The following is a 25,361-nucleotide window of genomic DNA, read 5'->3' as shown; positions in this document are numbered from 1 at the left end:
ACTCGCCATTGCGGGTGCCCCTTACCGCGTTCTACGCTCCTTGAGCGCGCCGCCCAGCGCCTCCAGGGCCGGCACGGACGCGACCAGCGCCGCCAGCTGCTCCTCGGAGAGCGTGGCGAGCGCGTCGGCGAAGATCTCCGCCCAGGCGTTCTCGATCAGGGCCATGCCCTGCTCCGCCTTGAGGGTCGGCTTCAGGCGCACCACCCGGCCGTCGTTCGGGTCCTTCTCGCGCTCCAGGTGCCCCGCGTTGACCAGACCGCGGACCGTGGCGCTCACATTGCTGGCGTGCAGGCCCAGTTCACGGGCCAGGACGCTCACCGTCACACCCGGTTCCGCGTGGACGTAGCGCATCAACTCCAGCTCCGACGGGGGCAGTCGCCACAGGCCCGCCTCCTCCATGCCCTGGAAGCGCAGGACCCGCGAGAGCGCGTACAGCGCGGGGGTCAGCTCCCTGGCGTGCTGGAAGAGCCTGCGGTCGGCCTCGTCGTCCTGCGCGTTCCTCTGCTCGGTCACGCCCCCATGCTAGCGTTCCAGATACTTATATAAGTATCTGCATCTCTACCGTGCCTCGACTCCGGGAGGTCCCTCCGCCATGCCCTTGCTCACCGCCGCGCTCGCGCTGCTCTCGTTCATCGGTCCGCTCTCGACCGACATGTACCTCCCGGCCTTCCCGCGGATGGCCGACGAACTGCACACCGACGCCTCCGGGGTGCAGCTCACGCTGACCGCGTTCCTGGTCGGCATGACGCTCGGGCATCTCGTCTTCGGGCCGCTCTCCGACCGGTACGGCAGGCGGGCGCCGCTGCTCGCGGGCGCGGCCGTGTGCACCGCGGGGACCGCGCTGTGCGCCGTGGCGCCCTCGCTGGGGTGGCTGGTCGCGCTGCGGTTCGTGACCGGGTTCAGCGGGGCTGCGGGCGTCGTGATCAGCCGGGCCGTGGTCGCGGACCGGGTCCAAGGGGCCGCCGCGGCACGGCTGTTCGGGGTGCTCATGACGCTGGCCGGGATCGCGCCGATCATCGCCCCGCTGGCGGGCGGCGCGGTGATCGGGGCCGCGGGGTGGCGTGGCGTGTTCTGGGTGCTCGCCGGAGTGTCGTCGCTCGTGACACTGACGGTCGTGGTCGGCGTACCGGAGAGTCTGCCCACGGAGCGGCGGCAGGCGGGCGGGGTGCGGCAGGTGGCGGCTTCGGTCCGTGCGGTCCTCGGCGATCGGGCGTACGTGGGCTACACGCTCGCCTTCACCTTCGGGTTCGGGATGCTGTTCTGCTACATCGCCGGGTCGCCGTTCCTGCTGCAGAACGTGCTGGGGATGGGCGTGGGGGCCTCGTCCGTCGCCTTCTCCGGCGGGGCCGTGGTGGCGACGCTGTCCAGCGCGGCGGGGGCCCGTCTCGTGGGGCGGATCGCTCCCGAAGTGCTGCTGCGGGGCGGGCTGTTGGCGATGCTCTGCGGGTCGGCCGTGCTGCTGGCCGTCACGGCGGCGGGGCTGCTCACGACGGCGCTCTGCCTGGCGCTCCTGGCCGTGGTGTGCGGCGGGCTCGGCCTGGTGGTGGCGAACTCCGCGGCGCTGGCTCTCGCGCGGGTGCCGTACGCCTCCGGGGTGGGGTCCGCCCTGCTCGGCACCGCCCAGAGCGCGTTGGGCGCGGTGGTCGCGCCGCTGGTGGGGCTCGGCGGGGATTCCACCGCGGTGCCGCTGTTCGTCGGGATGACGCTGTGCAGCGGGGCTGCCGTGCTGGCACTTGCAGTGGGCGTACGCGGACGGGGTGCCCCTCTGGATGAGGGGCACCCCGTCGTCAGTGGTGCTGGGCGCCTTGGTTAGACCTTGTCCGGCAGCTTCGGTGTGGTGCCCACCCTCCCCCACTCTCGGCTGCGCTCGAGCGGGGGGACCCCCATCGCCCTGCGGAACGCCTGCCCACAACGGGGCGGCTGCCGCTTCTAGACCTTGGCGGGCTCCGTGTCCTCGGAGGGCTGCTCAGGCGCGATGCCGGCCTTCTTTGCCCTCTTCGCCTCGCGCTTCGTGCGCCTCTTCTCCTTGCGGAGTTCCACCATCGCGTACAGCGTCGGGACCAGGAGGAGCGTGAGGAGCGTCGACGTGATCAGGCCGCCGATGACCACCACCGCGAGCGGCTGGGCGATGAAGCCGCCCTCGCCCGTGATGCCGAGGGCCATCGGGAGCAGGGCGAAGATCGTCGCCAGGGCCGTCATGAGGATCGGGCGCAGGCGGTGGCGGCCACCCTCGATGACTGCCTCGACCACGCCGTGACCCTGCTTGCGGTACTGGTTGATCAGGTCGATCAGGACGATCGCGTTCGTCACCACGATGCCGATCAGCATCAGCATGCCGATCATCGCCGGGACACCCATCGGGGTGTCGGTGGCAATCAGGAGTCCGATCGCGCCCGTGGCCGCGAACGGGATCGAGACCAGCAGGATCAGCGGCTGGACGAGCGAGCGGAACGTCGCCACGAGGAGCATGAAGACGATCGCGATCGCCGCGAGCATCGCGAGGCCGAGCGAGGCGAACGCCTCGTCCTGGTCCTCGGAGACACCGCCGATGGACGCCGTGGCGCCGTCCGGCAGCTTCAGCGCGTCGAGCTTCTTGGTGAGGTCGGCGCTGACCGCGCCCGTGTTCTCACCGGTGGGCTTCGCGGTGATCGTCGCGGCGCGCGAGCCGTCGATGCGGGTCATCGAGACCGGACCGTCGACCAGCTTGACCGAGGCGATGTCACCGAGCTTCACGGAGCCGAGGTTCAGCTCGCGCAACTGGGCGAGCGTCTTCGCCGACTGCGACGACTTCACCACGACGTCGCGCTCGGTGTCGTCCAGGATCGCCTTGCCGCTCTCGGTGCCGCGGACCGCCTGGGCGACGGCCTGGCCGAGGGTGGTGTCGTTGAAACCGGCCGCGGCGGCCTTGGAGTTGGCCTTGACCGAGATCCTCGGGATGCTCTGCGAGAGGTCGCTCTGGACGTCCGTGACGTCGTCGATCTTCGCGACCTCGTCGCGGACCTCCTCGGACGCCTTGCGCAGCACAGCGCCGTCGGCGGCCTTGACGACCACGCTCAGGTCCTGGCTGCCGAAGCCGTCACCGGCCGCGATGGACGTCTGGCCGATGCCGGAGAGCTTGCCGAGCTCCTCCTCGACCTTGTCCTGCGTCTTGTCGTACGACGACTTGTCCTTGAGCGTCAGGGTGTACGAGGCCTGGTTGGTGTCCGTGGAGCCGCCGAAGGCGGCCATGAAGCCGGAGGAGCCGACCGTGACCTGGTAGTCCTTGATCTCGTCGAGGCCGTCCAGCATCTTCTCGACCTTCTTGGCCGACGCGTCGGACGCCGCGAGGCTGGTGCCCGGCTTCAACTCCTGCTTGATGGTCAGGACTTCCTGCTCGCCCTGGTCGAAGAAGTTGGTCTTCAGGAGCGGTGCCATGCCGAACGTGCCCACGAGGACCACGATCGCGATGACGAGGCTGGTGAAGCGGCGCCGCGTCGCGAAGCGCAGGACGGGGACGTAGAAGCGCTGGAGCCTGCTCTTCGCCTCCTTCTCCTCGGCCTTGCGGCGGGCCTCCTCCGGGTCGGCGCCGCGGACGTCCTTGGGGGGACGCAGGAACCAGTACGACAGGACCGGCACCACGGTCAGCGAGACGAGCAGGGACGCCAGGAGCGCCGCCGTGACCGTCAGCGAGAAGGAGCCGAAGAGCTCGCCCACCATGCCGCCGGCCAGGCCGATCGGCAGGAAGACCGCGACGGTCGTCAGGGTCGAGGACGTCACGGCGCCCGCGACCTCCTTGACGGCCGTGATGATCGCGGCCTCGCGCTCCTCGCCGTATCCGAGGTGGCGCTTGATGTTCTCCAGGACCACGATCGAGTCGTCGACGACGCGGCCGATGGCGATGGTCAGCGCGCCGAGCGTGAGCATGTTGAGGGAGAGGTCCCTCGTCCACAGCACGATCAGGGCGAGGACGACCGAGAGCGGGATGGAGACCGCGGTGACCAGCGTCGAGCGGATCGACGCCAGGAAGACCAGGATGACGAGGACCGCGAAGACCAGGCCGAGGGCGCCCTCGGTGGTGAGGCCGTCGATGGACTTGGAGACGGCCGGGCCCTGGTCGCTCGCGACCGTCAGGTCGGAGTCCGCGCCCAGGTCCTTGCGCAGGTCGGGCAGCTTGTCCTTGACCGCGTCGGAGATGGCGACGGCGCTGCCGTCCTGGTCCATGGTGATCGCGACGGCGAGGCTGGGCCTGCCGTTCGTCCGCGTGATGGACGTGGCGTCCGAGGGCTGCTGCTCGACGGTGGCGACGTCACCGAGGCGCACCGGCTTGGCAGGCCGCTCCCCCGGCTTGGCCTCGGGGGTGACCATCAGGTCCTGGATCTGCTTCAGGGAGGTGTAGCCGCCGCCGACCTGGACGGTGCGGTTCTTGCCGTCCTCGTCGAAGGAGCCCGCGGGGAGCGTGGCGCCGCCGGCCTGGAGCGCCTGGCCGAGCGCGGCCGGGGTCAGGCCCGCCTTGGCCAGCTTCTTGCCGTCGGGGGTGACGTCGACCTGGAGGTCGCGCACGCCGTCGACGGTGACCTGGCCGACGCCGTCGATGTCCTCCATGGCGGGGACGACGGTGCGGTCGAGCTGGTCGGAGAGCGCCTGCTGGTCCTTGTCGGAGGTGACGGAGAGGACCACGGTCGGGATGTCGTCCGTGGAGCCCGCGATGACCTGCGGGTCGACGTCGTCGGGGAGTTCGGCACGGGAGCGGTTCACGGCCTGCTGGACGTCGGCGACGAGCTGCTTGGAGCCGCTGCCGTAGTCGAACTGGGCCATGATCACGGCGTTGCCCTCGCTCGCCGTGGAGGTGATGCCGGTGATGCCGTCGACCGCGTCGATGGAGGACTCGAGGGGTTCGACGACCTGCTTTTCGACCACATCGGGGGACGCGCCCTGATACGGGGCCAGGACGGACACCATCGGCAGTTCGATGGAGGGCAGCAGCTGCTGCTTGAGCTGAGGGATCGCGATCGCGCCGAAGACGAGCGCGATGATCGATATCAGCCCGACAAGGGCCCGTTGGGCGAGGCTGAACCGGGACAGCCAGGACATGGTGGTCTCTCTCTGTGGCGTACTGCGCAGGAACGGGCACCGGCAGGCCGGTGCCCCCTACACGATCTGCCATGTCCAGGGCAGGAATCGTCCGACCGTGGACCCGTTCTTATGCGGCACATACTGCGGGCGCAGTACGTCGCGTCCGCAATCACTCCACCCTTGGACGTACCAGGCCCGATTCGTAGGCAATGACGACGAGTTGCGCCCGGTCACGCGCGCCCAGCTTCGCCATCGCGCGGTTCACATGGGTCTTCACCGTGAGCGGGCTGACCTCAAGCCGCTCGGCGATCTCGTCGTTCGAATGCCCGCCCGCGACCTGGACGAGGACCTCTCGCTCGCGCCCGGTGAGCGCGCCGAGCCGCTCCGCGCGCGCCCCGCCGTCACCGTCCGAACTGTCGCCCTGTGCGAGGAACTTGGCGATCAGGCCCTTCGTCGCCGCCGGGGAGAGCAGCGCGTCGCCCGCGGCCGCGATCCGGATCGCGCCGAGCAGCTCGTCCGGCTCCGCGCCCTTGCCGAGGAAGCCGGAGGCGCCGGCGCGCAGCGACTGCACCACGTACTCGTCGACCTCGAAGGTCGTCAGCATGACCACGCGTACGTGGGCCAGGGCGGGGTCCGCGCTGATCAGCCGGGTGGCTGCGAGACCGTCCATGCCGGGCATGCGGATGTCCATCAGGACGACGTCGGCGGCCCGTGACGCGGCCAGTTCGACGGCCTCCGCGCCGTCCGACGCCTCGGCGACGACCTCCATGTCGGGCTCGGAGTCGACGAGCACCCTGAACGCGCTGCGCAGCAGTGCCTGGTCGTCGGCGAGCAGCACCCGGATCGTCACGCGGTGGTCCCTCCCTCTGCCGGGGTGACCGGCGTTGCCGTGACGGGCAGGATCGCATGGACGCGGAAGCCGCCGCCGTAGCGGGGTCCGGCGGTGCAGCGGCCGCCCAGGGCGCTGACGCGCTCGCGCATGCCGATGAGGCCGTGCCCGCCGCCGTCGCTCTCGCCGCTGTGCTCCCGCTTCTCGCCCCCTCCGTCGTCCAGGATCGTGAGCTCGGCGTTCGGCCCCACGCGGATGACGCTGACCTCGGCCTTGGCGCCCGTCCCCGCGTGCTTCTGCACGTTCGTGAGGGCCTCCTGGATGATGCGGTAGGCGGCCAGGTCGACTCCGGCGGGCAGCTCCGTCGCGTCGTCGCTGACGGCCACTTCCACGGGGAGCCCGGCGTGCCGGAAGGTGTCGACGAGATCTTCGAGGCGGGCCAGGCCCGGCGCGGGTTCGGTGGGTGCCTCGGGGTCGCCGGTCTGGCGCAACAGGCCGACGGTGGCGCGCAGTTCGTTGAGCGCGGAGCGGCTCGCGTCGCGTACGTGGGAGAGGGCCTCCTTGGCCTGGTCGGGCCGCTTGTCCATGACGTGGGCCGCCACGCCCGCCTGGACGTTGACCAGGGCGATGTGGTGGGCGACCACGTCGTGCAGGTCGCGGGCGATGCGCAGCCGCTCCTCGGCGACGCGGCGCCGGGCCTCCTCCTCGCGGGTGCGTTCCGCGCGTTCGGCACGCTCGCGTATGGCGTCCACGAAGGCGCGGCGGCTGCGGACGGCGTCACCGGCCGCCGCGGCCATGCCGGTCCAGGCGAAGATGCCGATGTTCTCCTGGGCGTACCAGGGCAGGGGGCCCGTCAGCATCGCGACTCCGGTGAGCCCGGTGATGGTGACCACGCCGACGCGCCAGGTGGTGGGGCGGTTGGTGGTGGCGGCGACGGTGTAGAGGGCGATGACCGCGCTCATCACGACGGTGCCGCGGAACTCTCCGGTGATCAGATCGATGACGGAGACGGTGCAGGTCGCGGCGAGCACGATCCAGGGGGCGCGGCGGCGGAAGACCAGCGCGACGGCACCGAGCAGCATCAGGACGAGGCTGAGCGTGCCCGGGGTGCGCGTGCCCCAACTGGGGCCGCCGCCATGTCCGTACGGCTCGACGAACGAACCGCCGACCATGCACACGAGGACGGCTGCCGCGAGGGCGGCGTCCACAGCCAGGGGGTGCGCCTTGGCCCAACAGCGGCCTCGCACGAGAGTGGTCACGCCTTAAACCGTACGGGGCCCTGCGGGCTGCGGGGACCGGTCTGAACGGCTCGCCCCTGCGGGGCGTTGCCCTTGTTCCGGCTGAGCTCCGTCTCCCTGGGCGTCCTGTGCCGCCGCTTCGCGCCGGAACTTTCCCACCCGCCCACCCGATTGCCCCGCATCGAGCCTCACACCACGCCCAGGACCGCCGGGTAATCGGGTGGGCGGGAGGGAAGATCCGGCGCGAAGCGCCGGGACAGGGCAGCGGCGAAGACGGCGCTCAGCCAGGAATCAAGCCGTCGTCGCTCAGCATGTCGCGGACCTCGTCCAGCGTCGCGTCCGGCGCGGGGAGGATCAGCTCAGAGGGTTCGAGGGCGTCGTCCGGGAGGGGTTCACCCAACTCCCGGACCTTGTCGAGCAACGCGCCCAGCGTCCGGCGGAAGCCGGACTCGTCGCCGCTCTCCATCTCGGAGAGCAGGTCGTCGTCCAGCTTGTTCAGTTCGGCGAAGTGGCTGTCGGCCAGCTTCACCTGCCCCTCCCCCATGATCCGTACGATCATGTCGCCCTCCTCGGACGTGAGCGGTGTAGTGCGTAGGGCTGCTACTGCTTGTCGAAGCGCGGGGTGTCCTGCGGCTCCTTGGTCTGGGGCTGGCCCTGACCCGGCTCGATGGCCTGCTTCGGCGAGGCCGACGAGCCACCCGCCAGCTCCGCCTTCATCCGCTGCAGTTCCAGCTCTACATCAGTACCACCGGAGAGGCGATCCAGCTCGGACTGGATGTCGTCCTTGGCGAGCCCGGAGGAGTCGTCGAGCGCGCCGGAGGCCAGGAGCTCGTCGATCGCGCCGGCCCGCGCCTGGAGCTGCGCGGTCTTGTCCTCGGCACGCTGGATCGCCATGCCGACGTCGCCCATCTCCTCGGAGATGCCGGAGAAGGCCTCGCCGATCCGGGTCTGCGCCTGGGCCGCGGTGTACGTGGCCTTGATCGTCTCCTTCTTCGTACGGAAGGCGTCGACCTTGGCCTGGAGGCGCTGCGCCGCGAGGGTGAGCTTCTCCTCCTCGCCCTGGAGCGTCTGGTGCTGCGTCTCCAGGTCGGTCACCTGCTGCTGAAGCGCCGCACGGCGCGAGAGCGCCTCGCGGGCCAGGTCCTCACGGCCGAGGGCGAGGGCCTTGCGGCCCTGGTCCTCAAGGGTGGAGGACTGCTTCTGGAGCTGGCTCAGCTGCAACTCCAGGCGCTTGCGCGAGGTCGCCACGTCGGCGACACCACGGCGCACCTTCTGGAGCAGCTCGAGCTGCTTCTGGTACGAGTAATCGAGGGTTTCGCGCGGGTCCTCGGCCCGGTCAAGGGCCTTGTTCGCCTTCGCGCGGAAGATCATCCCCATACGCTTCATGACACCGCTCATGGGCTTCGCGCGCCCCCTTCTGACGGACTTCCAGCTCCAGGTACTGCTCAGAACCCACAGTACGGGCCCTGCATCCATTACCGCACTGTTCGCGTGCGGATGCGCTCATCCCCAAGGACGACTGTGTCCGGCCGGGCTCAGGCGTAGGGAGTAGGTGCACCCCCGGGAACCGCCCGAAAACCGCTTGTAAACCACACGGAACGTCCCCTTAGGCACACAATCAAGACGCCCGGTGTTGCCGGATCGTTCCCCATCGGGCGGGGGTCCACACGTCCGCACCCCGTACCCTTGGGTTTTGTGTTCCGTAGCCGATCCAAGGACGAGAAGGCCCCGGCGAGCAAGGCCCCGGTGACCGACTCCCAGCAGCCCCGTGACCCCGAGGCCCCCAAGGGCCGCCCCACGCCCAAGCGCAGTGAGGCCCAGACCCAGCGCCGCAGCGTGGCCAACACGCCTGTGACGCGCAAGGAGGCGGCCAAGCGGCAGCGCAGTGAACGCCGCGTCCAGATGGACAAGCAGCGTCAGGCGCTCGCCAGCGGTGACGAGCGCTATCTGCCCGCCCGCGACAAGGGCCCCGTGCGCAAGTTCGCGCGCGACTTCGTCGACTCGCGGTTCTGCATCGCCGAGTTCTTCCTGCCGCTCGCCGTGATCATCCTCGTACTGAGCATGGTCCGGATCCCGCAGCTGCAGAACATCGCTCTGCTCCTGTGGCTCTTCGTGATCGTCCTGATCATCGTGGACTCGGTGACGACGGCGGTCCGCCTGAAGAAGCGCCTGAACGAGCGCTTCCCGAGCGAGAGCAAGAAGGGCGCGGTCGCGTACGCCCTGATGCGTACGCTCCAGATGCGCCGTCTGAGGCTGCCGAAGCCGCAGGTCAAGCGTGGAGAGCGGCCCTGAGCGGTTTCGCCGGCGGGGCCGCCGCGTGGCTTGAGAAGCTGGGCGGCCTGCGCAATGCCGTACGGCAGGAGCTGGTGACCCGGCAGCTCGACGAGCAGATAGCCGGGCGCTTCCCCGTGGGGCAGCGGCTGCGGGTGCTCGACGTGGGCATGGGCCAGGGCACGCAGGCGCTGCGGCTGGCCCGCGCCGGGCACAAGGTGACGGGCGTCGAGCAGGATCCGGCGATGGTGGCCGCGGCGCGTGCCGCGCTCGGCTCCGAGCCGGAGGGGATCCAGGGGCGGGTGCGCATCGTCGAGGGCGACGGGCGCGAGACCGGGGTGCATTTCCTGCCGGGCAGCTTCGACGTCGTGCTCTGCCACGGCGTACTGATGTACGTCGAGGAGCCGGACGCGCTGCTCGCGGGCCTCGCCCGGATGCTGGCTCCCGGAGGGCTGCTCTCCCTCCTCGTCCGGAACGCGGACGCGCTGGCCATGCGGCCGGGGCTCGCCGGGGACTGGCCGGGGGCGATGGCCGCCTTCGACTCCACCGCGTACCGCAACCGGCTGGGGCTTCAGGCGCGTGCGGACCGGCTCGACGCGGTTTCCGCTTCGCTGGCCGGGATCGCCGCGCCGTTGCACGCCTGGTACGGCGTGCGGGTCTTCACCGACCAGGCGTCGGACGATGCGGTTCCGCCGGAGGACGGGGAGTTGGCGGCGTTGCTTGCCGCCGAGGAGCGGGCCGGGCGGACGGATCCCTATCGGCGGGTGGCTGCGTTGCTGCACGTCTGCGGCGTGCGGGACTGATTGGACCGCCGCTTCGCGGCGGATGTTTCCCGCCCACCCACCCGATTGCCCCGCAGCGGATTGGGTGGGACCCACCGGCGCCCCCTGATCGGCCCTCTAACTCAGGGCGACGTATCGGGGCCAACGCGACACTCGGGACATGACTGTCTCGCGTACCCGTACCGTCACCGCCGCCGCCCTCATCGCCGCCGGGCTTCTCGTGAGCGGATGCTCCAGTTCCGGCTCCGGGGACTCCGGTGAATCCACCACTCAGGCCGCGCCCATGGCGGACAGCGACCTTCAGGACGACTATCAGCAGGTGATCGAGGACGTCCTGCCGTCGGTCGTCCAGATCGACGCCTCCGAGAGCCTCGGCTCCGGCGTCGTCTACGACGACAAGGGACACGTCGTCACCAACGCCCACGTCGTGGGCAAGGAAGAGACCTTCAAGGTCACGACGGCCACCGGCGAGCAGGCGCTCACCGCGAAGCTGGTCGCCTCCTACCCCGAGCAGGACCTCGCCGTCATCAAGATCGACAACCCGCCGAGCGGGCTCAAGGCCGCGAAGTTCGCGGACTCCACGAAGGCCGAGGTCGGGCAGATCGTGCTCGCCATGGGTTCGCCGCTCGGCCTGTCCTCCAGCGTCACGCAGGGCATCATCTCCGCCACCGGCAGGACCGTCAGTGAGGGCCGCTCCGAGGGGGCGACCGGGGCCACCATCGCGAACATGGTGCAGACGTCCGCCGCGATCAACCCGGGCAACAGCGGCGGCGCCCTGGTCACCCTCGACAGCGAGGTCATCGGCATTCCGACGCTCGCCGCGACCGACCCGAACATGGGCGACAGCGCGGCGCCCGGCATCGGGTTCGCGATCCCGTCCTCGATGGTGAAGACCGTCGCCGACCAGATCGTCAAGGACGGCAAGGTCACCGACTCGGGCCGGGCCGCCCTCGGCATCACTGGACGCACGGTCCTCGGTGACGACTACAAGCCCGCGGGCGTCGCCGTCGTCGAGGCGCAGAAGGACGGCGCGGCAGCCAAGGCGGGCATCGAGGCCGGCGACATCATCACCAAGCTGGGCGACACCGAGCTCACCACGATCACCTCGCTCTCCGAGGCGCTCGCCGGGGAGAAGCCGGGCGACAAGACGCAGGTGACGTACGTGAGGGACGGCTCCGAGAAGACCGCCGACGTCACGCTGGGCGAGATCTAGGCACCGCTTGTCGTGACATGCCGTGAGGGTGGCCGCTGCTGCGGCCACCCCCTCACGTTCAGGCGTCGCTCACCCTTGCGCCGCGTCCTCCGCGTGCAGGCTCATCGGCCCATAGATCTTGTTCGTGTCCTCGAAGAGCGACACCTGGTCGGCGCCGCCTTCGGCGAGTTCTTTCCAGTACTCGCCGACCCACGACTCCGCGTCCCCCTGAGTCGTGAACTCCTCGGGCGTCAGAGCGGGCTGGACCTCCGTCCCGTCCGTCTTCTCGAACCGCCACGTCCATGCCGCCATGCCAGCCTCCCGATGGTCCGACAGCTGTGTGAAGCCGCTTGAAGCCTAGCCGGGCGAGCGGCACTCGCGGCGACGCGGGAGGATCTTCCTGTGGAACTGACTCTGCTCGGCACCGGCGATCCCGAAGGCCTGCCCCGTCCCGGCTGCCCCTGCGCGGCCTGCGCGACCGCGCTCGGCGGCGCCGCACGCGCCGCCACCGCGCTTCTGGTGGACGGCGTCCTGCTCCTGGACCTCACCCCTGGCGCCGCCTTCGCGGCCGCCCGCTCCGGGCACTCGCTCGGCGGCGTACGCCAGGTCCTGCTCTCCCATCCGCACGACGGCCCCTCGGTGGAGGTACCGGCAGGACTTCCGCAGCCGGGCCGGGTGCCCGACGGCCGGGAGCTCGCGCTGCTCACCGGGCACCGGGTGCGCGCGGTGGCGATGGACCACCCCGGCACGGGGTACGAGGTGGTGGGCCCCGACGGGGAGCGGCTCCTGTATCTGCCGCCGGACGGTGCGCCCTCCGGGCTGCCGGACGGGCATCCCGCGTACGAGATGGTCCTCGCCGATGTCATCGGGCGCCCCGACGGGCTCGCGCGGCTGCGGGCGGCGGGTGCGATCGGGCCGACCACGGATGTCGTCGCCGTCCATCTGGGCCACGAGGTGCCGCCGGGCGCGGAGCTGACCCGCAGGCTGGCCGCCGCCGGTGCGCGGGCCGTGCCGGACGGGACGACGCTGGTGGTCGGCGCCTATGAGGACGTACCGGACGTGCCGCGCCGCACGCTCGTACTCGGCGGTGCGCGGTCCGGGAAGTCGGTGGAGGCCGAGCGGCGCCTCGAGGCCTTCCCCGAGGTGCTCTACGTGGCCACGGGCGGGACCAGGAACGGCGACTCCGAGTGGGCGAACCGGGTGAGCGCCCACCGCGAACGGCGGCCCGGGTCGTGGAGCACCGCCGAGACCTGCGACCTCGTGCCGCTGCTCGCCGAGAACGGCCCTCCCCTGCTCATCGACTGCCTGTCGCTGTGGCTGACGTACGCCATGGACGAGGTGAACGCGTGGGACGACGACGAATGGGCGGGCGGCGGCGAGCGGGCGCTGCGCAAGCGGGTCGCCGAGCTCACGGACGCGGTGCGCGCGACCCGGCGCACGGTCGTCGCCGTGTCGAACGAGGTCGGCTCCGGCATCGTCCCCGCGACCGCGTCGGGCCGCCGCTACCGCGATGAACTGGGGCGTCTGAACGCGGCGTTCGCCACGGAGTGCGAGCACGTGCTGCTCGTCGTGGCGGGCCAGGCGCTCGTCCTGCGGGGCTGAGGCGGGGCCGCACGCCTCAGGGGTTGCGCCTCGCGATGACCCGGTAGGCGTTGGAGAACCGGGTGCGGCTGACCACGGGGGCGAGGATCCGGTCGGCCAGGGCCGCCGCGGCGAGGAGCGGGGCCGCGACGCGGGCCGCGGCCCGGACGCGGCCCAGGGCGAAGGCGAGGCCCGCGGTCAGGTCGAAGGGGATGTGCGGCTCGCGCCGATCGGTGGCCACGACGGTGTAGCCGAGGCTCTCCAGCTCGCGGCGGAGGGCGGCGAGCGGGATGCGGTGGTAGGGCTCGGCGCGGAGCCACCCCTTGCCAAGGAGCCTGGCGTACCGGCTCTCCGGGACGGGGACCTCGATCATCAGATGGCCGCCGGGCCGCAACACCGTGCGGGCGGCGATGAGTTCGATGCGCGGATCGGCGCTGCGCTCCAGGTAGTGGAACATGCTCAGCGCGTCGTAGCGCCCCGCGAGCCTGGGCGCCAGGTCGGTGAGGAGCCCGCGGTGGGCCTCCTCCACGCGGCCCGCCCTGCGGCCCTCCGTCACGCGCTCGGTGAGGTCGAGGCCGTCGAAGGCGGTGTACGGGTGCACCTGCTGGGCCACGGCGGGGAAGTGCCCGTGCCCGGTGTCGATGTCCAGCCAGCTCTCGGGCTCGATGAACCGGCCCATCGCCCGGGCCCGTGCCCGGTGGCGGCTGGTGGAGTGCGGGACGGCGAAGATCTTCTCGGCCTGGGCGGCTGCGGCCTTGGCGGCGTCCATGGGCAGGGCGGGCTCCTTCGTCGGACGGTACGAGCGACACGACAACCGCCCCAAACGGTACGTAAAGGATCATCGGCACCGGCGCAACGACACCGTGGAGGTGCGCCGTTCCGCGGTGCCGCGAGCGCGGGGATGCCTGCTGCCGGGCCGTTCGAACCGAGGTCGGGCCCTGCCGGTACTGTTCGGCGAATGAGCTCGCTGAATCTCGACGACTTCACCGACCTGATCGAGCGGCCCGACGGCGGGGTGCGCCGCGACGCCGAAGAGCGCAGGGAACGGCAGAGCGTGCCGCCCGGGGCACTCGGCCGCCTGGACGAGCTGAGCGAATGGCTCTCAGCGGCCCAGTCCTCGGTGCCGGTCAAGCCGATCGAGCGGCCGCGCGTGATCCTCTTCGCGGGTGACCACGGGGTCGCGGGACTCGACGTCTCCGCGCGGCCCGCGGGCAGTGCGGCCGAGCTCGTCCGTGCCGTGCTCTCCGGTGCGAGCCCCGTCTCCGTCCTCGCGCGCCGCCTCGACGTGCCCGTCCGGGTCGTCGACATGGCCCTGGACTGCGACCCGGCCGAGCTGCCCGCGGAGGTCGCGGGGCACCGGGTGCGGCGCGGCTCCGGACGCGTCGACATCGAGGACGCCCTGACGGCCGACGAGGCCGAGGCCGCGGTGCGGGCCGGGATGGCCGTCGCCGACGAGGAGGCGGACTCCGGCACCGACCTGATCGTGCTCGGCGACGTGAGCGTCGGCGGCACGACGCCCGCGGCGACGCTGGTCGCCGCGCTGTGCGGGACCGACGCGTCCGTGGTGACCGGGCGGGGCGGCGCGCCGATCGACGACCTCGCGTGGATGCGCAAGTGCGCGGCGGTCCGGGACTCCCTGCGGCGGGCGCGACCCGTGCTCGGGGATCAGCTTGAGCTGCTCGCGGCGGTGGGCGGTGCGGACATCGCCGCCATGACCGGGTTCCTGTTGCAGTGCGCGGTGCGGCGTACGCCGGTCATCCTGGACGGCGTCGTGGCGTCGGCCGCGGCGCTCGTGGCCCAGCGGGTCGCCTTCCGGGCGCCGGACTGGTGGCTCGCGGGGCACAACAGCGGGGAGCCCGCGCAGGCCAAGGCCCTTGACCGGATGGCGCTCGACCCCGTACTCGAACAGGGCGTGCAGGTGGGCGAGGGCCTGGGGGCGCTGCTCGCGCTGCCGCTGGTGCGGGCCGCTGCGGCACTCTCCGCCGAACTGCCCGAGCGGAAGCCGGAGCCCGAGCCCGAACCGGAGCCCGAGCCCGAGCCGGAGTCCCCGGCCGGCCCCGAGGCCGAGAACAAGGCGGAAAACAAGGCGGAGAACAAGCTCGGGACGGCGGCGCCCGAAGCCGAGTAGGCGGCGGCGCGGCTGGTCACAGCCGAAGACGGCCCGGCATGCCCCATATGATCCCTTTTCATGGGAGATGAGCAATCTACTGCCGGGCGCCGTCAGCGTCTCGCCGCGGCCTTCAGCGTCTGGTACCTCCGCGCCGTCACCTTCATCAACTTTCTGAGCGCGGTCTGGGTCTCCCTGGGACAGGATCTGCGGCGGCACAACACCGAGAACTACTTCACGCCGTATCTGCTGACCGCCGGCTTCGCGTCCGGCGCCTTCACGATGTTCCTGGCGATCACGATGCGCCGCCGCAAACGCGCCGCCTGGATCCTCAACCTCGTACTCAGCGGGCTCTTCCTGCTCCTCTTCGCGTTCGCGATGATCTTCCCGGAGATCCGCCGGTACGCGCAGAACTGGATCTCCCTCGTCCTGACCGCCGCGTTCGTCGCCTCGCTGATCGTCGGGCGACGCGAGTTCTACGCCAAGGGCGACCGCTCCAATCCGAAGCTCGCCGCGGCCGTCGCCGTCGGCGGGCTCCTGGTGACCTCGCTGATCGCCGCGTTCCTGGTCACCGTCACCAACCGCGCGCACGACGAGTTCCGTTCGACCTTCCTCGACCGCTGGCGCTACGGCACGATGCGCCTGGTCTCGCTGGCCGCCGACGACAAGCGGTTCGAGGGCATCACCACGCCCGGCTGGGTCAACGTCTCCATCAACGTACTCAGCACGCTTCTCCTCCTTGCCGTCCTGTACGCCGCGTTCCGCTCGCGCAAGGCGGTCGACCCGCTCACCGAGGACGACGAGCGCAAGCTGCACGGACTGCTCGACAAGTACGGAGAGCGCGACTCGCTCGGCTACTTCGCGCTGCGCCGCGAGAAGAGCGTCGTCTGGTCGCCGAGCGGCAAGGCCGCGGTCGCCTACCGGGTGATCGGGGGCGTCTCGCTGGCCTCCGGTGATCCGATCGGGGATCCGGAGGCCTGGCCCGGCGCCATCGAGCCCTGGCTCGCCGACGCCCGTGTGCACGGCTGGATCCCCGCCGTGATGGGCGCGAGCGAGGAGGCGGGCACGATCTACGCCCGGCACGGCCTCGACGCGCTCGAACTGGGCGACGAAGCCATTGTCGAGACGGCCGAGTTCACGATGGAAGGGCGGGCCATGCGGACGGTCCGCCAGGCGTACAACCGGGTCAAACGAGCCGGTTACGAGGTGCGGATCCGCCGTCACGAGGACATCCCCGCCGACGAGATGGCCCACCTCCTCAAGCGGGCGGACGACTGGCGCGACGGGGCCACCGAGCGCGGCTTCTCCATGGCGCTCGGGCGGCTCGGCGACCCCGCGGACGGGCGGTGCGTGATGCTCGAATGCACCGATGGGGAAGGGGAGTTGAGGGCGATGCTCTCCTTCGTCCCGTGGGGCCCGCGCGGGCTCTCGCTCGACCTGATGCGCCGTGACCGCGACTCCGAGAACGGCCTGATGGAGTTCATGGTCATCGAACTGCTCCAGCGCGCGGCCGAGATCAAGATCACTCAGGTGTCCCTCAACTTCGCGATGTTCAGGTCGGTCTTCGAACGTGGCTCGCGGCTCGGCGCGGGCCCGGTCCTGCGGTTGTGGCGCTCGCTGCTCACCTTCTTCTCGCGGTGGTGGCAGATCGAGTCGCTGTACCGCGCCAACGCGAAGTACCGCCCGATCTGGGAGCCGCGCTTCCTTCTCTTCGAGAAGAGCGGCGACCTGCCGCGCATCGGCATCGCGTCGGCCCGCGCGGAGGGCTTCTTGGAAGCGCCGGGCCTGCCGAAGTGGATGCACCGCAAGCACCTGGAGTCCCGACGATGAGTTCCCTGGCCACAGGTCGTCTGACCCGCCTGACGCGTCTGGCGCGCACCGAGTGGGGGCCGCTGTACGCCACCGTGCGCGAGGGCATCGCGGAGCGGCGGTGGCGTGCGGCGCCGATGACGCTGGCCGCCGTCTGCCTGACCGCCCTCTTCCAGTTCGTGCAGAACCAGTCCTGGGGCTATCAGTTCGTGCAGAACATCGGCTCCGTACGGGCCGAGGACCCGCTCTGGCTCGCCCTGCTGCGCACCCCGCTCTCGCTCTTCGTACCGGCGCTCGACCTGCCCGTCTGGGGCGCGCTGGCGCAGATCCTGCTGGTGTTCGGCATCGCGGAGATCTGCGTCGGCTGGTGGCGCACGCTCGTCATCGGCTACGCGGCCACCCTCGCGGGCACGCTCTACGCGCGCGTGGGCATCGAGTGGGGTCCCGGCCATCCGCTGGGGCTGCCCGCGTCCGACGCGCAGGTCGTCGACACCGGTCCCTCCGCCGCGGTGGTCGGGCTCGCGGTCTACGTGTGCTGGCGCTACCGGGCCTGGTTCACGGCGGGCCTGGTGATCGCCGTGATGGTCGTCGAGGTGTGCGTCAAGAACAACCTCGCGGGCAAGGAGCACCTGGCGGCCATCGCGGCCGTGCTGGTCCTGTGCGCCTGCTCGGCGGTGCTTCAGCGGCGTGGGCGCGCCAGCTCCGGGTCGGGTTTGCCGCCGATCCAGTCCTGAACCCTGCGGCGGGGGCCTGCCCAGCGGCGGTCGTGGTGGTAGGCGCGCAGGGCCGCCCGTGCACGGGTGCGGTGCCGGTTGCGGTAGAAGCGCCTGGACCAGGCCGATCCCGGGCGGGCCAGGCGGATCGCGCCCACCAGGGCGACCAGCGGGACGACCATGCCGATCAGGGCCGTCTGGAGCTTGCCCTTGGCCAGGGCGATCAGGGCGAAGCAGCAGTTGACGGCGACGTTCAGGGCCAGGCCCGCGCGGTTGCTCCGCTCCTCGGGCGTCAGGTCGTTCACCCCGAACGGGGTGAACCCGGTGAGGATGAGCACCACCAGGGCCGTCGTCAGCATCACGACCTCGACGCTCTTGCGGCCCTGCTCGCTCCAGTACACGTCGTCGAGGTAGAGGATCAGCGCGAACTCGTCGAGCACGAGACCGGCGCCGATGCCGAAGATGACCGCCGCGAACATCGCGCCGAGGCCGTGGCTGCCGACCGCGACCGCCCAGAATCCGCCGACGAGCATCAGGAAGATGCCGGGCACCACGTGGTGGATGTGGACGTCGCCCGAGCTGATGTTCCGGAAGGGGCCCCTCCCCGCGCGGATGAGGCGGGTGATGGTGCGGGTGACCAGGAAGCAGCCCACGAAGGAGAGCAGGGCCAGCAGGAGCGGGAGCTTTCCCGGCTCCACGATGTTCCGGTACCACCAGTCACCCATGGGGCCATCCTGCGGTGCCGTACCGGGTTCCGCAGGGCGGGAAGAGCCTGCGGGGTAGCCTTCCGCGGTGCCCCGAACCTTCCCCGCCGACGGCCTCCGCTTCGCCTTCGGCACCCTCACCGCGCTCCCGGTCCGCGTCACCAAGTGGGACCGTGACGCCGCCCGCGTGGGCATGCTCTGCGCTCCCCTCGCCGGCCTGGTGGTCGGCCTCTGCGCGGCCGCACTCGGCGCCGCGCTCATGGCCCTGGGCACAGGCCCCCTCCTGGCGGCCGTGGCGAGCGCCGCCGTCCCCGCCGCGCTGACCCGCGGCCTGCACCTCGACGGCCTCGCCGACACCGCCGACGGCCTCGGCAGCGCCAGACCTGCCGAGCAGGCGCTCCGGATCATGAAGCAGTCCGACGTCGGCCCCTTCGGCGTCATCACGCTGCTCTTCACCCTGCTCGCCCAGGTGGCCGTCCTCTTCCAGCTGTACGAGGCCTCATGGACCCGGGGCGCACTCGCCGCGGCCGTCTCGGCGGCCGCCGCGCGCCTCGCCCTCACCCTGGCCGCCCGCAAGGGCGTCCCCCCGGCCCGCCCCGAGGGGCTCGGTGCGGCGGTGGCCGGGACGGTTCCCCGGGGCGCCGCCCTGCTCGCGGCGGCGCTCGTCACCGCGGTGGCCGCGCTCGCCGCCGTGCCCTTCGGGGCGTACGAGACGGTGCGGTACGCGGCGGCCGTTGTCCTTGCGGTCTGCGCCGCCGAACTCCTCCTGCGGCACTGTGTCCGCCGTTTCGGAGGCATCACGGGCGACGTCTTCGGCGCGCTCGCCGAGACCGCGGCCACGGCGGCCCTGGTCGTCCTGGCGCTCGGCTGAGCCGCATCGCCCTGAACCGCATCGCACCACGCCTCGTTGAAACATAAATGCGGCGACGCGTTCGGATGAATCTCGACCGACACGATCGAATGGGCGCGACGCGCGTAGGCTCATGTTCGGTGCCTTTCCGGCCCGTTCTAGGCTGGCGCCGGGCGGGTCGACCCACCCCATCGGCCAAGGAACTCAACGGAAGCGAGAATTCACCACCGTGACTGCTCTGACTCTCAGCACCGCCGCCGCGTCCGGCCTCCGTGCCGACGCGATCGTCGTCGGCGTCGCCAAGGGCTCTGCCTCGTCCAAGGGGACTCTGGTCATCGCGCCCGGCGCCGAGTCCGTGGACAAGGCGTACGACGGCAAGCTCGCGTCCGTCCTGGAGACCCTCGGTGCCTCGGGCGCCGAGGGCGAGGTGACCAAGCTGCCCGCGCCGTCCGGCTTCAAGGCTCCGGTCGTCCTCGCGGTCGGCCTCGGCACGGTGCCGGAGAAGGACGAGACGTACGGCACCGACGCCCTGCGCCGCGCCGCCGGTACCGCCGCGCGCGCCCTGTCCGGCTCGAAGAAGGCCGCGTTCGCGCTGCCCGCCGAGGACGCCGAGGACACCGGCGCGATCGCCGAGGGCGCCCTGCTGGGCGCGTACTCCTTCGACGCGTACAAGGAAAATGGTTCCGCCAAGGGCAAGAACGGCAAGGATGCCAAGGGTCCGCTCGGTGAGGTCGCCCTGCTCGGCGGCAAGCCCCGCGACAAGGCGTACAAGGCCGCCATCGAGCGCGCCACCGCCGTGGCCGAGGAGCTCAACCGCGCCCGCGACCTGGTCAACACCCCGCCGAACGACCTGAACCCCGAGGCCTTCGCCGCGGTCGCCACCGCGGCCGCCAAGGAGCACGGCATCAAGGTCCAGGTCCTGGACGAGAAGGCGCTCACCAAGGGCGGCTTCGGCGGCATCCTCGGCGTCGGCGTCGGCTCGGACGCCCCGCCGCGCCTGGTCAAGCTCTCGTACACGTCGTCCAAGGCGAAGAAGCACCTCGCCTTCATCGGCAAGGGCATCACGTACGACTCGGGCGGCATCTCGCTGAAGCCCGCCGGTCACAACGAGACCATGAAGTGCGACATGGCCGGTGCCGCGGCCGTCTTCGCCGCCGTCGTCTCGGCCGCCCGCCTGGGCCTCGAGGTGAACGTCACCGGCTGGCTGGCGCTCGCCGAGAACATGCCGTCCGGCTCGGCGACCCGCCCCGGCGACGTCCTGCGCATGTACAGCGGCAAGACCGTCGAGGTGCTCAACACCGACGCCGAGGGCCGTCTGGTCCTGGCCGACGCGATCGCCAAGGCCTCCGAGGACGAGCCCGACGCGATCGTCGACGTGGCGACGCTGACCGGCGCCATGATGATGGCGCTCGGCAGCCGCACCTTCGGGATCATGGCCAACGACGACGCGTTCCGCGCCGCGATCCACGACGCCTCCGAGGAAGCGGGCGAGCCCTCCTGGCCGATGCCGCTGCCCGAGCACCTGAAGAAGGGCATGGACTCCCCCACCGCCGACATCGCCAACATGGGCGAGCGCATGGGCGGCGGTCTGGTGGCCGGTCTCTTCCTTCAGGAGTTCGTCGGCGAGGGCATCACCTGGGCGCACCTGGACATCGCGGGCCCGGCCTTCAACGAGGGCGGCCCGTTCGGCTACACGCCCAAGGGCGGCACCGGCACCGCGGTCCGCACCCTGGTCCGCCTCGCGGAGCGCACGGCCGCGGGCGACCTCGGCTGACGGTAGATCTTTCGTACGCAGACCGGGGCCCGGACGTCCAGATGTCCGGGCCCCGGTCTGCACATGTCTGATTTCGCCCTCAACGAAATCCGTACGTTCATACGCCTGGGTAACGCCCCGACGTGGCGAATCAGACGTCTCACAGCCCGGCCCGCCGTCCCACCTCCCGCCGACAAGTGCGAAGATGGGTTCTCGGCAGGACAGGGCCCCCACCACAGGGCCGAAACAAGAGCGGCCGATACCAGCCGACAGACCGGTCGTCCCCCGAGAAAAAGGGGTCCGGCGTACGGCGCACATGCATGGAGGACGTGACGTGGCGAACGACGCCAGCACCGTTTTCGACCTAGTGATCCTCGGCGGCGGTAGCGGCGGTTACGCCGCGGCACTGCGCGCGTCGCAGCTGGGCCTGGACGTCGCCCTGATCGAGAAGGGCAAGGTCGGCGGTACCTGCCTGCACAACGGCTGCATCCCGACGAAGGCGCTGCTGCACGCCGGTGAGATCGCCGACCAGGCTCGCGAGGCCGAGCAGTTCGGCGTGAAGGCCACCTTCGAGGGCATCGACATGGCGGCCGTCCACAAGTACAAGGACGACGTGATCTCGGGCCTCTACAAGGGCCTGCAGGGACTCATCGCCTCGCGCAAGGTGACGTACATCGAGGGCGAGGGCAAGCTCTCGTCCCCGACCTCGGTGGACGTGAACGGCCAGCGCGTCCAGGGCCGCCACGTGCTGCTCGCGACCGGCTCCGTGCCGAAGTCGCTGCCGGGCCTGGAGATCGACGGCAACCGCATCATCTCCTCGGACCACGCGCTGGTCATGGACCGCGTGCCGAAGTCCGCGATCATCCTGGGCGGCGGCGTCATCGGCGTCGAGTTCGCCTCGGCGTGGAAGTCCTTCGGGTCCGAGGTCACCGTCGTCGAGGGCCTCAAGCACCTCGTGCCGGTCGAGGACGAGAACTCCTCGAAGCTTCTTGAGCGCGCGTTCCGCAAGCGCGGCATCAAGTTCAACCTCGGCACCTTCTTCGAGAAGGCCGAGTACACGCAGGACGGCGTCCGCGTGACCCTCGCCGACGGCAAGACCTTCGACGCCGAGGTTCTCCTCGTCGCCATCGGCCGCGGCCCCGTCTCGCAGGGCCTCGGCTACGAGGAGCAGGGCGTCGCGATGGACCGCGGCTACGTCCTCGTCGACGAGTACATGCAGACCAACGTCCCGACGATCTCCGCCGTCGGTGACCTGGTGCCGACCCTCCAGCTCGCGCACGTCGGCTTCGCCGAGGGCATCCTGGTGGCGGAGCGCCTGGCCGGTCTCAAGACCGTCCCGATCGACTACGACGGCGTGCCGAAGGTGACGTACTGCCACCCCGAGGTCGCCTCCGTGGGCATCACCGAGGCCAAGGCCAAGGAGATCTACGGCGCGGACAAGGTCGTCGCCCTCAAGTACAGCCTGGCGGGCAACGGCAAGAGCAAGATCCTCAAGACCGCGGGCGAGATCAAGCTCGTCCAGGTCAAGGATGGTGCCGTGGTCGGCGTCCACATGGTCGGCGACCGCATGGGCGAGCAGGTCGGCGAGGCCCAGCTGATCTACAACTGGGAAGCGCTGCCGGCCGAGGTCGCCCAGCTCATCCACGCCCACCCCACGCAGAACGAGGCGATGGGCGAGGCCCACCTGGCCCTCGCGGGCAAGCCGCTGCACTCCCACGACTGACTTCAGTCACACGGGCGCGACGACCACAGACTTCCGCAATTCGTAAGGAGCAACTGAAACCATGGCGGTTTCCGTATCCCTTCCGGCGCTCGGCGAGAGCGTCACCGAGGGCACTGTCACCCGTTGGCTGAAGGCCGAGGGCGAGCGCGTCGAGGCCGACGAGCCGCTGCTCGAGGTCTCGACCGACAAGGTCGACACCGAGATCCCCTCCCCGGCCGCCGGCATCCTGGCGTCCATCAAGGTCGCCGAGGACGAGACCGTCGAGGTCGGCGCCGAGCTGGCCGTCATCGACGACGGTAGCGGCGCCCCCGCTGCCGAGTCCGCCCCGGCCGCCGAGCCGGCGCAGGCCGAGGCTCCGGCCCCGGCCGCCGAGGCCCCCGCGGCTCCGGCTCCCGCCGCCGAGGCGCCTGCCGCACCGGCCGCACCGGCCGGTGGCGCCTCCGGTACCGACGTCACGCTGCCCGCCCTGGGCGAGTCGGTCACCGAGGGCACCGTCACCCGTTGGCTGAAGGAGGTCGGCGAGGAGGTCGCGGAGGACGAGCCCCTGCTCGAGGTCTCCACGGACAAGGTCGACACCGAGATCCCCTCCCCGACCGCGGGCGTGCTGCTCGAGATCGTCGTGGGCGAGGACGAGACCGCCGAGGTCGGCGCCAAGCTCGCCGTCATCGGCGCTCCCGGTGCGGCTCCGGCCGCTGCCGCTCCGGCTGCCCCGGCCGCTCCGGCCGCTGCTCCGGCGGCGCCCGCGGCCCCGGCCGCCCCCGCTGCGGCTCCCGCGGCCCCGGCGGCGCCCGCCGCTGCCGCTCCGGCTCCGGCACAGCCCGCGGCTCCGGCTGCTCCGGCGCCCGCTCCGGCTCAGCCCGCAGCCCCGGCTCAGCCCGCGGCCCCGGCCCCGTCCGCGCCCGCGCCCGCCGCACCGGCCTCCCCGGCCGACGACGGCGCATACGTCACGCCGCTGGTCCGCAAGCTGGCCAACGAGCACGGCGTGAGCCTCTCGGACGTCAAGGGCACCGGCGTCGGTGGCCGTATCCGCAAGCAGGACGTCATCGCGGCCGCCGAGGCCAAGAAGACCGCTCCGGCTCCGGCTGCCGCCGCTGCCCCGGCCGCCTCGAAGGCCCCGGCCATCGAGGCGTCCCCGCTGCGCGGCCAGACGGTCAAGATGACCCGCATGCGCAAGGTCATCGGCGACAACATGATGAAGGCGCTGCACTCGCAGGCCCAGCTGACCTCGGTCGTCGAGGTCGACATCACGAAGCTGATGAAGCTGCGCGCCAAGGCGAAGGACGCGTTCGCGGCCCGTGAGGGCGTCAAGCTCTCCCCGATGCCGTTCTTCGTCAAGGCCGCCGCCCAGGCGCTGAAGGCCCACCCGGTCGTCAACGCCCGGATCAACGACGACGAAGGCACCATCACGTACTTCGACTCGGAGAACATCGGCATCGCCGTTGACGCCGAGAAGGGTCTGATGACGCCGGTCATCAAGGGTGCGGGCGACCTGAACATCGCCGGTATCTCGAAGAAGACCGCCGAGCTGGCCGGCAAGGCCCGTGGCGGTGGCCTCACCCCGGACGACATGTCCGGTGCCACCTTCACGGTCTCCAACACCGGTTCGCGCGGTGCCCTGTTCGACACGGTCATCGTGCCGCCGAACCAGGCCGCCATCCTCGGCATCGGTGCCACGGTCAAGCGCCCGGTCGTCATCAACCACCCGGACCTCGGCGAGACCATCGCCGTCCGTGACATGACGTACCTGTCGCTCTCCTACGACCACCGTCTGGTGGACGGCGCGGACGCCGCCCGCTACCTGACCACGGTCAAGGCGATCCTTGAGGCCGGCGAGTTCGAGGTCGAGCTCGGCCTGTAGTTCCGCGGCCCGTAAGGCTGTAGTTCTGCGGCCCGTAGGGCTGTAAGACTCGTCTCATCAGCGCGTACGCCCCCGTTCGGAGGTTTCCGAGCGGGGGCGTCGCCGTATTGTCTAGGGGTCACAACGCCCTGGGGGCGCTGCCCCCGCCGGAGGAGCCCACATGACCGCGCCCGTCGTTCACTCGCTGCGCGAACAGATCCGCGAGCACATCGTGGAGGGGATCGTCAGCGGGCGCTGGCAGCCGGGCGAGCGGATCGTGGAGCGGCGGATCGCCGTGGAGCTGGAGGTCTCGCAGACACCCGTACGGGAGGCCCTGCGGGAGCTGGAGACGCTGCGGCTCATCGAGTCCGCGCCCAACAAGGGCGTCCGCGTACGGAACTTGACCGCGGCGGACCTGGAGGAGAGCTACCCCGTCCGCGCGGGCCTGGAGGCCATCGCCGCCGAACTCGCGGCCGAGAGCCTGGCCGAGGACTGCTCGGCCCTCGAACCCCATGTCGCCGCCCTGTACGAGGCGGACCGTGCCGCCGACGGCACCTCGCAGGTGCGGCACACGGTCGGTTTCCACCGGGAGTTGGTGCGGGCCGCGGACAACTCCGTGCTGCTGCACACCTGGGAGGGCCTCGGCATCGAGGTCTTCACCGCCCTTTCGATCCGGTGGCTCGGGACGGTGCAGCAGTCGTACGCGGAGGAGCACGAGGCCCTCGTCTCGGCCTTCCGGCGGCGCGATCCCGCTATCGCGGAGCTGGTGAAGGCCCACGTCCTGGGCTGCGCGCCGCGCGCCTGAGCTGCTCCGAGAGGGTTCGCGCTCATTCGTGACCGAGCCGCTCATACGTGCTCCCACCTGCGGTGATCCTTCAAATCGAAGGCACCGCGTGCCCTCCTTAATGGCACCGGATGCC

The 25,361-nt window shown here is 71.1% G+C and carries 22 protein-coding genes; 13 read left to right on the top strand and 9 right to left on the bottom strand.

Translation table 11 applies throughout. The annotated features are described in order from the left end of the window. Positions 1 to 21: 21 nt before the first annotated feature. Positions 22 to 513, bottom strand: a complete 492-nt coding sequence (locus tag M4V62_RS30265; RefSeq protein ID WP_249590355.1) for a MarR family winged helix-turn-helix transcriptional regulator — start codon at positions 511 to 513, stop codon at positions 22 to 24. A 79-nt stretch (positions 514 to 592) separates the two neighbouring features. On the opposite strand from M4V62_RS30265, the gene M4V62_RS30260 reads away from it, so the two are divergent. Further along, on the top strand, positions 593 to 1,813 hold the full coding sequence (locus M4V62_RS30260; RefSeq protein ID WP_249590354.1) for a multidrug effflux MFS transporter: 1,221 nt from the start codon (positions 593 to 595) through the stop codon (positions 1,811 to 1,813). A gap of 116 nt (positions 1,814 to 1,929) precedes the next feature. Here M4V62_RS30260 and M4V62_RS30255 read toward each other — a convergent pair whose 3' ends face one another. The 5 genes from M4V62_RS30255 to M4V62_RS30235 form a co-directional block, all read right to left on the bottom strand. Next, positions 1,930 to 5,070, bottom strand: coding sequence for an efflux RND transporter permease subunit (locus M4V62_RS30255; RefSeq protein WP_249590353.1), 3,141 nt, complete (start codon positions 5,068 to 5,070; stop codon positions 1,930 to 1,932). 151 nt (positions 5,071 to 5,221) lie between these two features. Continuing rightward, positions 5,222 to 5,902 (bottom strand): response regulator, encoded by a 681-nt coding sequence (locus M4V62_RS30250; RefSeq protein WP_249590352.1) that lies wholly within the window; start codon positions 5,900 to 5,902, stop codon positions 5,222 to 5,224. After that, positions 5,899 to 7,140, bottom strand: coding sequence for a sensor histidine kinase (locus M4V62_RS30245; protein WP_249590351.1), 1,242 nt, complete (start codon positions 7,138 to 7,140; stop codon positions 5,899 to 5,901). Before M4V62_RS30245 ends, M4V62_RS30250 begins: the two co-directional genes overlap by 4 nt. 259 nt (positions 7,141 to 7,399) lie before the next feature. Next, positions 7,400 to 7,678 carry a PspA-associated protein PspAA gene (gene pspAA, locus M4V62_RS30240; RefSeq protein ID WP_249590350.1) on the bottom strand — a complete coding sequence of 93 codons (279 nt, stop codon included), beginning with the start codon at positions 7,676 to 7,678 and terminating at the stop codon, positions 7,400 to 7,402. Between the two features lie 41 nt (positions 7,679 to 7,719). Continuing rightward, entirely contained in the window at positions 7,720 to 8,517 is a 798-nt protein-coding gene (locus tag M4V62_RS30235) for a PspA/IM30 family protein (protein ID WP_249590349.1), read from the bottom strand. 219 nt (positions 8,518 to 8,736) lie between these two features. Between M4V62_RS30235 and M4V62_RS30230 the strand changes: the two genes are divergently transcribed. The 3 genes from M4V62_RS30230 to M4V62_RS30220 all read left to right on the top strand — a co-directional run bounded on the left by M4V62_RS30230 (position 8,737) and on the right by M4V62_RS30220 (position 11,385). Further along, positions 8,737 to 9,411: a DUF3043 domain-containing protein gene (locus M4V62_RS30230; protein ID WP_249593078.1), complete on the top strand. Its 675-nt coding sequence runs from the start codon at positions 8,737 to 8,739 to the stop codon at positions 9,409 to 9,411. 74 nt (positions 9,412 to 9,485) lie between these two features. Further along, on the top strand, positions 9,486 to 10,193 hold the full coding sequence (locus tag M4V62_RS30225; protein WP_249590348.1) for a class I SAM-dependent methyltransferase: 708 nt from the start codon (positions 9,486 to 9,488) through the stop codon (positions 10,191 to 10,193). Positions 10,194 to 10,332: 139 nt separating this feature from the next. Then, positions 10,333 to 11,385, top strand: a complete 1,053-nt coding sequence (locus tag M4V62_RS30220) for a S1C family serine protease (RefSeq protein WP_249590347.1) — start codon at positions 10,333 to 10,335, stop codon at positions 11,383 to 11,385. A gap of 69 nt (positions 11,386 to 11,454) precedes the next feature. Here M4V62_RS30220 and M4V62_RS30215 read toward each other — a convergent pair whose 3' ends face one another. Then, positions 11,455 to 11,676 (bottom strand): hypothetical protein, encoded by a 222-nt coding sequence (locus M4V62_RS30215; RefSeq protein ID WP_249590346.1) that lies wholly within the window; start codon positions 11,674 to 11,676, stop codon positions 11,455 to 11,457. A 90-nt stretch (positions 11,677 to 11,766) separates the two neighbouring features. On the opposite strand from M4V62_RS30215, the gene M4V62_RS30210 reads away from it, so the two are divergent. Continuing rightward, a complete protein-coding gene (locus M4V62_RS30210) occupies positions 11,767 to 12,966 on the top strand; it encodes a bifunctional adenosylcobinamide kinase/adenosylcobinamide-phosphate guanylyltransferase (RefSeq protein ID WP_249590345.1) in 1,200 nt (399 codons plus the stop codon). A gap of 16 nt (positions 12,967 to 12,982) precedes the next feature. Here M4V62_RS30210 and M4V62_RS30205 read toward each other — a convergent pair whose 3' ends face one another. Continuing rightward, entirely contained in the window at positions 12,983 to 13,714 is a 732-nt protein-coding gene (locus M4V62_RS30205; protein ID WP_249590344.1) for a class I SAM-dependent methyltransferase, read from the bottom strand. Positions 13,715 to 13,903: 189 nt separating this feature from the next. On the opposite strand from M4V62_RS30205, the gene cobT reads away from it, so the two are divergent. The 3 genes from cobT to M4V62_RS30190 are packed head-to-tail and all read left to right on the top strand — an operon-like array spanning position 13,904 to position 17,595. Beyond that, on the top strand, positions 13,904 to 15,073 hold the full coding sequence (gene cobT, locus M4V62_RS30200; RefSeq protein WP_249590343.1) for a nicotinate-nucleotide--dimethylbenzimidazole phosphoribosyltransferase: 1,170 nt from the start codon (positions 13,904 to 13,906) through the stop codon (positions 15,071 to 15,073). Between the two features lie 60 nt (positions 15,074 to 15,133). Beyond that, positions 15,134 to 16,882 carry a phosphatidylglycerol lysyltransferase domain-containing protein gene (locus M4V62_RS30195; RefSeq protein ID WP_249590342.1) on the top strand — a complete coding sequence of 583 codons (1,749 nt, stop codon included), beginning with the start codon at positions 15,134 to 15,136 and terminating at the stop codon, positions 16,880 to 16,882. Further along, entirely contained in the window at positions 16,879 to 17,595 is a 717-nt protein-coding gene (locus M4V62_RS30190) for a hypothetical protein (protein ID WP_249590341.1), read from the top strand. The genes M4V62_RS30195 and M4V62_RS30190 overlap by 4 nt, the downstream gene beginning before the upstream one ends. On the opposite strand, the gene M4V62_RS30185 is transcribed toward M4V62_RS30190, so the two are convergent. Continuing rightward, positions 17,541 to 18,299 carry a hypothetical protein gene (locus tag M4V62_RS30185; protein ID WP_249590340.1) on the bottom strand — a complete coding sequence of 253 codons (759 nt, stop codon included), beginning with the start codon at positions 18,297 to 18,299 and terminating at the stop codon, positions 17,541 to 17,543. The two genes, M4V62_RS30190 and M4V62_RS30185, sit on opposite strands and share 55 nt — an antisense overlap. 67 nt (positions 18,300 to 18,366) lie before the next feature. Between M4V62_RS30185 and M4V62_RS30180 the strand changes: the two genes are divergently transcribed. The 5 genes from M4V62_RS30180 (at position 18,367) to M4V62_RS30160 (ending at position 25,246) form a co-directional block, all read left to right on the top strand. Next, positions 18,367 to 19,149, top strand: coding sequence for an adenosylcobinamide-GDP ribazoletransferase (locus M4V62_RS30180; RefSeq protein WP_249590339.1), 783 nt, complete (start codon positions 18,367 to 18,369; stop codon positions 19,147 to 19,149). 208 nt (positions 19,150 to 19,357) lie between these two features. After that, complete coding sequence (locus M4V62_RS30175) at positions 19,358 to 20,902, top strand: leucyl aminopeptidase (RefSeq protein WP_249590338.1); 1,545 nt, start codon at positions 19,358 to 19,360, stop codon at positions 20,900 to 20,902. Positions 20,903 to 21,215: 313 nt separating this feature from the next. Then, positions 21,216 to 22,604: a dihydrolipoyl dehydrogenase gene (lpdA, locus tag M4V62_RS30170; RefSeq protein WP_249590337.1), complete on the top strand. Its 1,389-nt coding sequence runs from the start codon at positions 21,216 to 21,218 to the stop codon at positions 22,602 to 22,604. 61 nt (positions 22,605 to 22,665) lie between these two features. Beyond that, positions 22,666 to 24,462, top strand: a complete 1,797-nt coding sequence (gene sucB, locus M4V62_RS30165) for a 2-oxoglutarate dehydrogenase, E2 component, dihydrolipoamide succinyltransferase (protein ID WP_249590336.1) — start codon at positions 22,666 to 22,668, stop codon at positions 24,460 to 24,462. A gap of 160 nt (positions 24,463 to 24,622) precedes the next feature. Then, positions 24,623 to 25,246 (top strand): GntR family transcriptional regulator, encoded by a 624-nt coding sequence (locus M4V62_RS30160; RefSeq protein WP_249590335.1) that lies wholly within the window; start codon positions 24,623 to 24,625, stop codon positions 25,244 to 25,246. The last annotated feature ends 115 nt before the right edge of the window (positions 25,247 to 25,361 follow it).

This window comes from Streptomyces durmitorensis (assembly GCF_023498005.1).
Classification (GTDB): domain Bacteria; phylum Actinomycetota; class Actinomycetes; order Streptomycetales; family Streptomycetaceae; genus Streptomyces; species Streptomyces durmitorensis.
This window is presented reverse-complemented; position numbering and strand designations above follow the sequence as displayed.

Excerpts from the sequence above, each read along its gene's own strand:
- M4V62_RS30195 (WP_249590342.1), top strand. The coding sequence starts at position 15,134 with ATGGGAGATGAGCAATCTACTGCCGGGCGCCGTCAGCGTCTCGCCGCG.
- pspAA (WP_249590350.1), bottom strand. The coding sequence starts at position 7,678 with ATGATCGTACGGATCATGGGGGAGGGGCAGGTGAAGCTGGCCGACAGC.
- M4V62_RS30255 (WP_249590353.1), bottom strand. The coding sequence starts at position 5,070 with ATGTCCTGGCTGTCCCGGTTCAGCCTCGCCCAACGGGCCCTTGTCGGG.
- M4V62_RS30160 (WP_249590335.1), top strand. The coding sequence starts at position 24,623 with ATGACCGCGCCCGTCGTTCACTCGCTGCGCGAACAGATCCGCGAGCAC.
- M4V62_RS30190 (WP_249590341.1), top strand. The coding sequence starts at position 16,879 with ATGAGTTCCCTGGCCACAGGTCGTCTGACCCGCCTGACGCGTCTGGCG.
- sucB (WP_249590336.1), top strand. The coding sequence starts at position 22,666 with ATGGCGGTTTCCGTATCCCTTCCGGCGCTCGGCGAGAGCGTCACCGAG.
- M4V62_RS30260 (WP_249590354.1), top strand. The coding sequence starts at position 593 with ATGCCCTTGCTCACCGCCGCGCTCGCGCTGCTCTCGTTCATCGGTCCG.
- cobT (WP_249590343.1), top strand. The coding sequence starts at position 13,904 with ATGAGCTCGCTGAATCTCGACGACTTCACCGACCTGATCGAGCGGCCC.
- M4V62_RS30215 (WP_249590346.1), bottom strand. The coding sequence starts at position 11,676 with ATGGCGGCATGGACGTGGCGGTTCGAGAAGACGGACGGGACGGAGGTC.
- M4V62_RS30185 (WP_249590340.1), bottom strand. The coding sequence starts at position 18,299 with ATGGGTGACTGGTGGTACCGGAACATCGTGGAGCCGGGAAAGCTCCCG.
- M4V62_RS30235 (WP_249590349.1), bottom strand. The coding sequence starts at position 8,517 with ATGAGCGGTGTCATGAAGCGTATGGGGATGATCTTCCGCGCGAAGGCG.
- M4V62_RS30220 (WP_249590347.1), top strand. The coding sequence starts at position 10,333 with ATGACTGTCTCGCGTACCCGTACCGTCACCGCCGCCGCCCTCATCGCC.
- M4V62_RS30205 (WP_249590344.1), bottom strand. The coding sequence starts at position 13,714 with ATGGACGCCGCCAAGGCCGCAGCCGCCCAGGCCGAGAAGATCTTCGCC.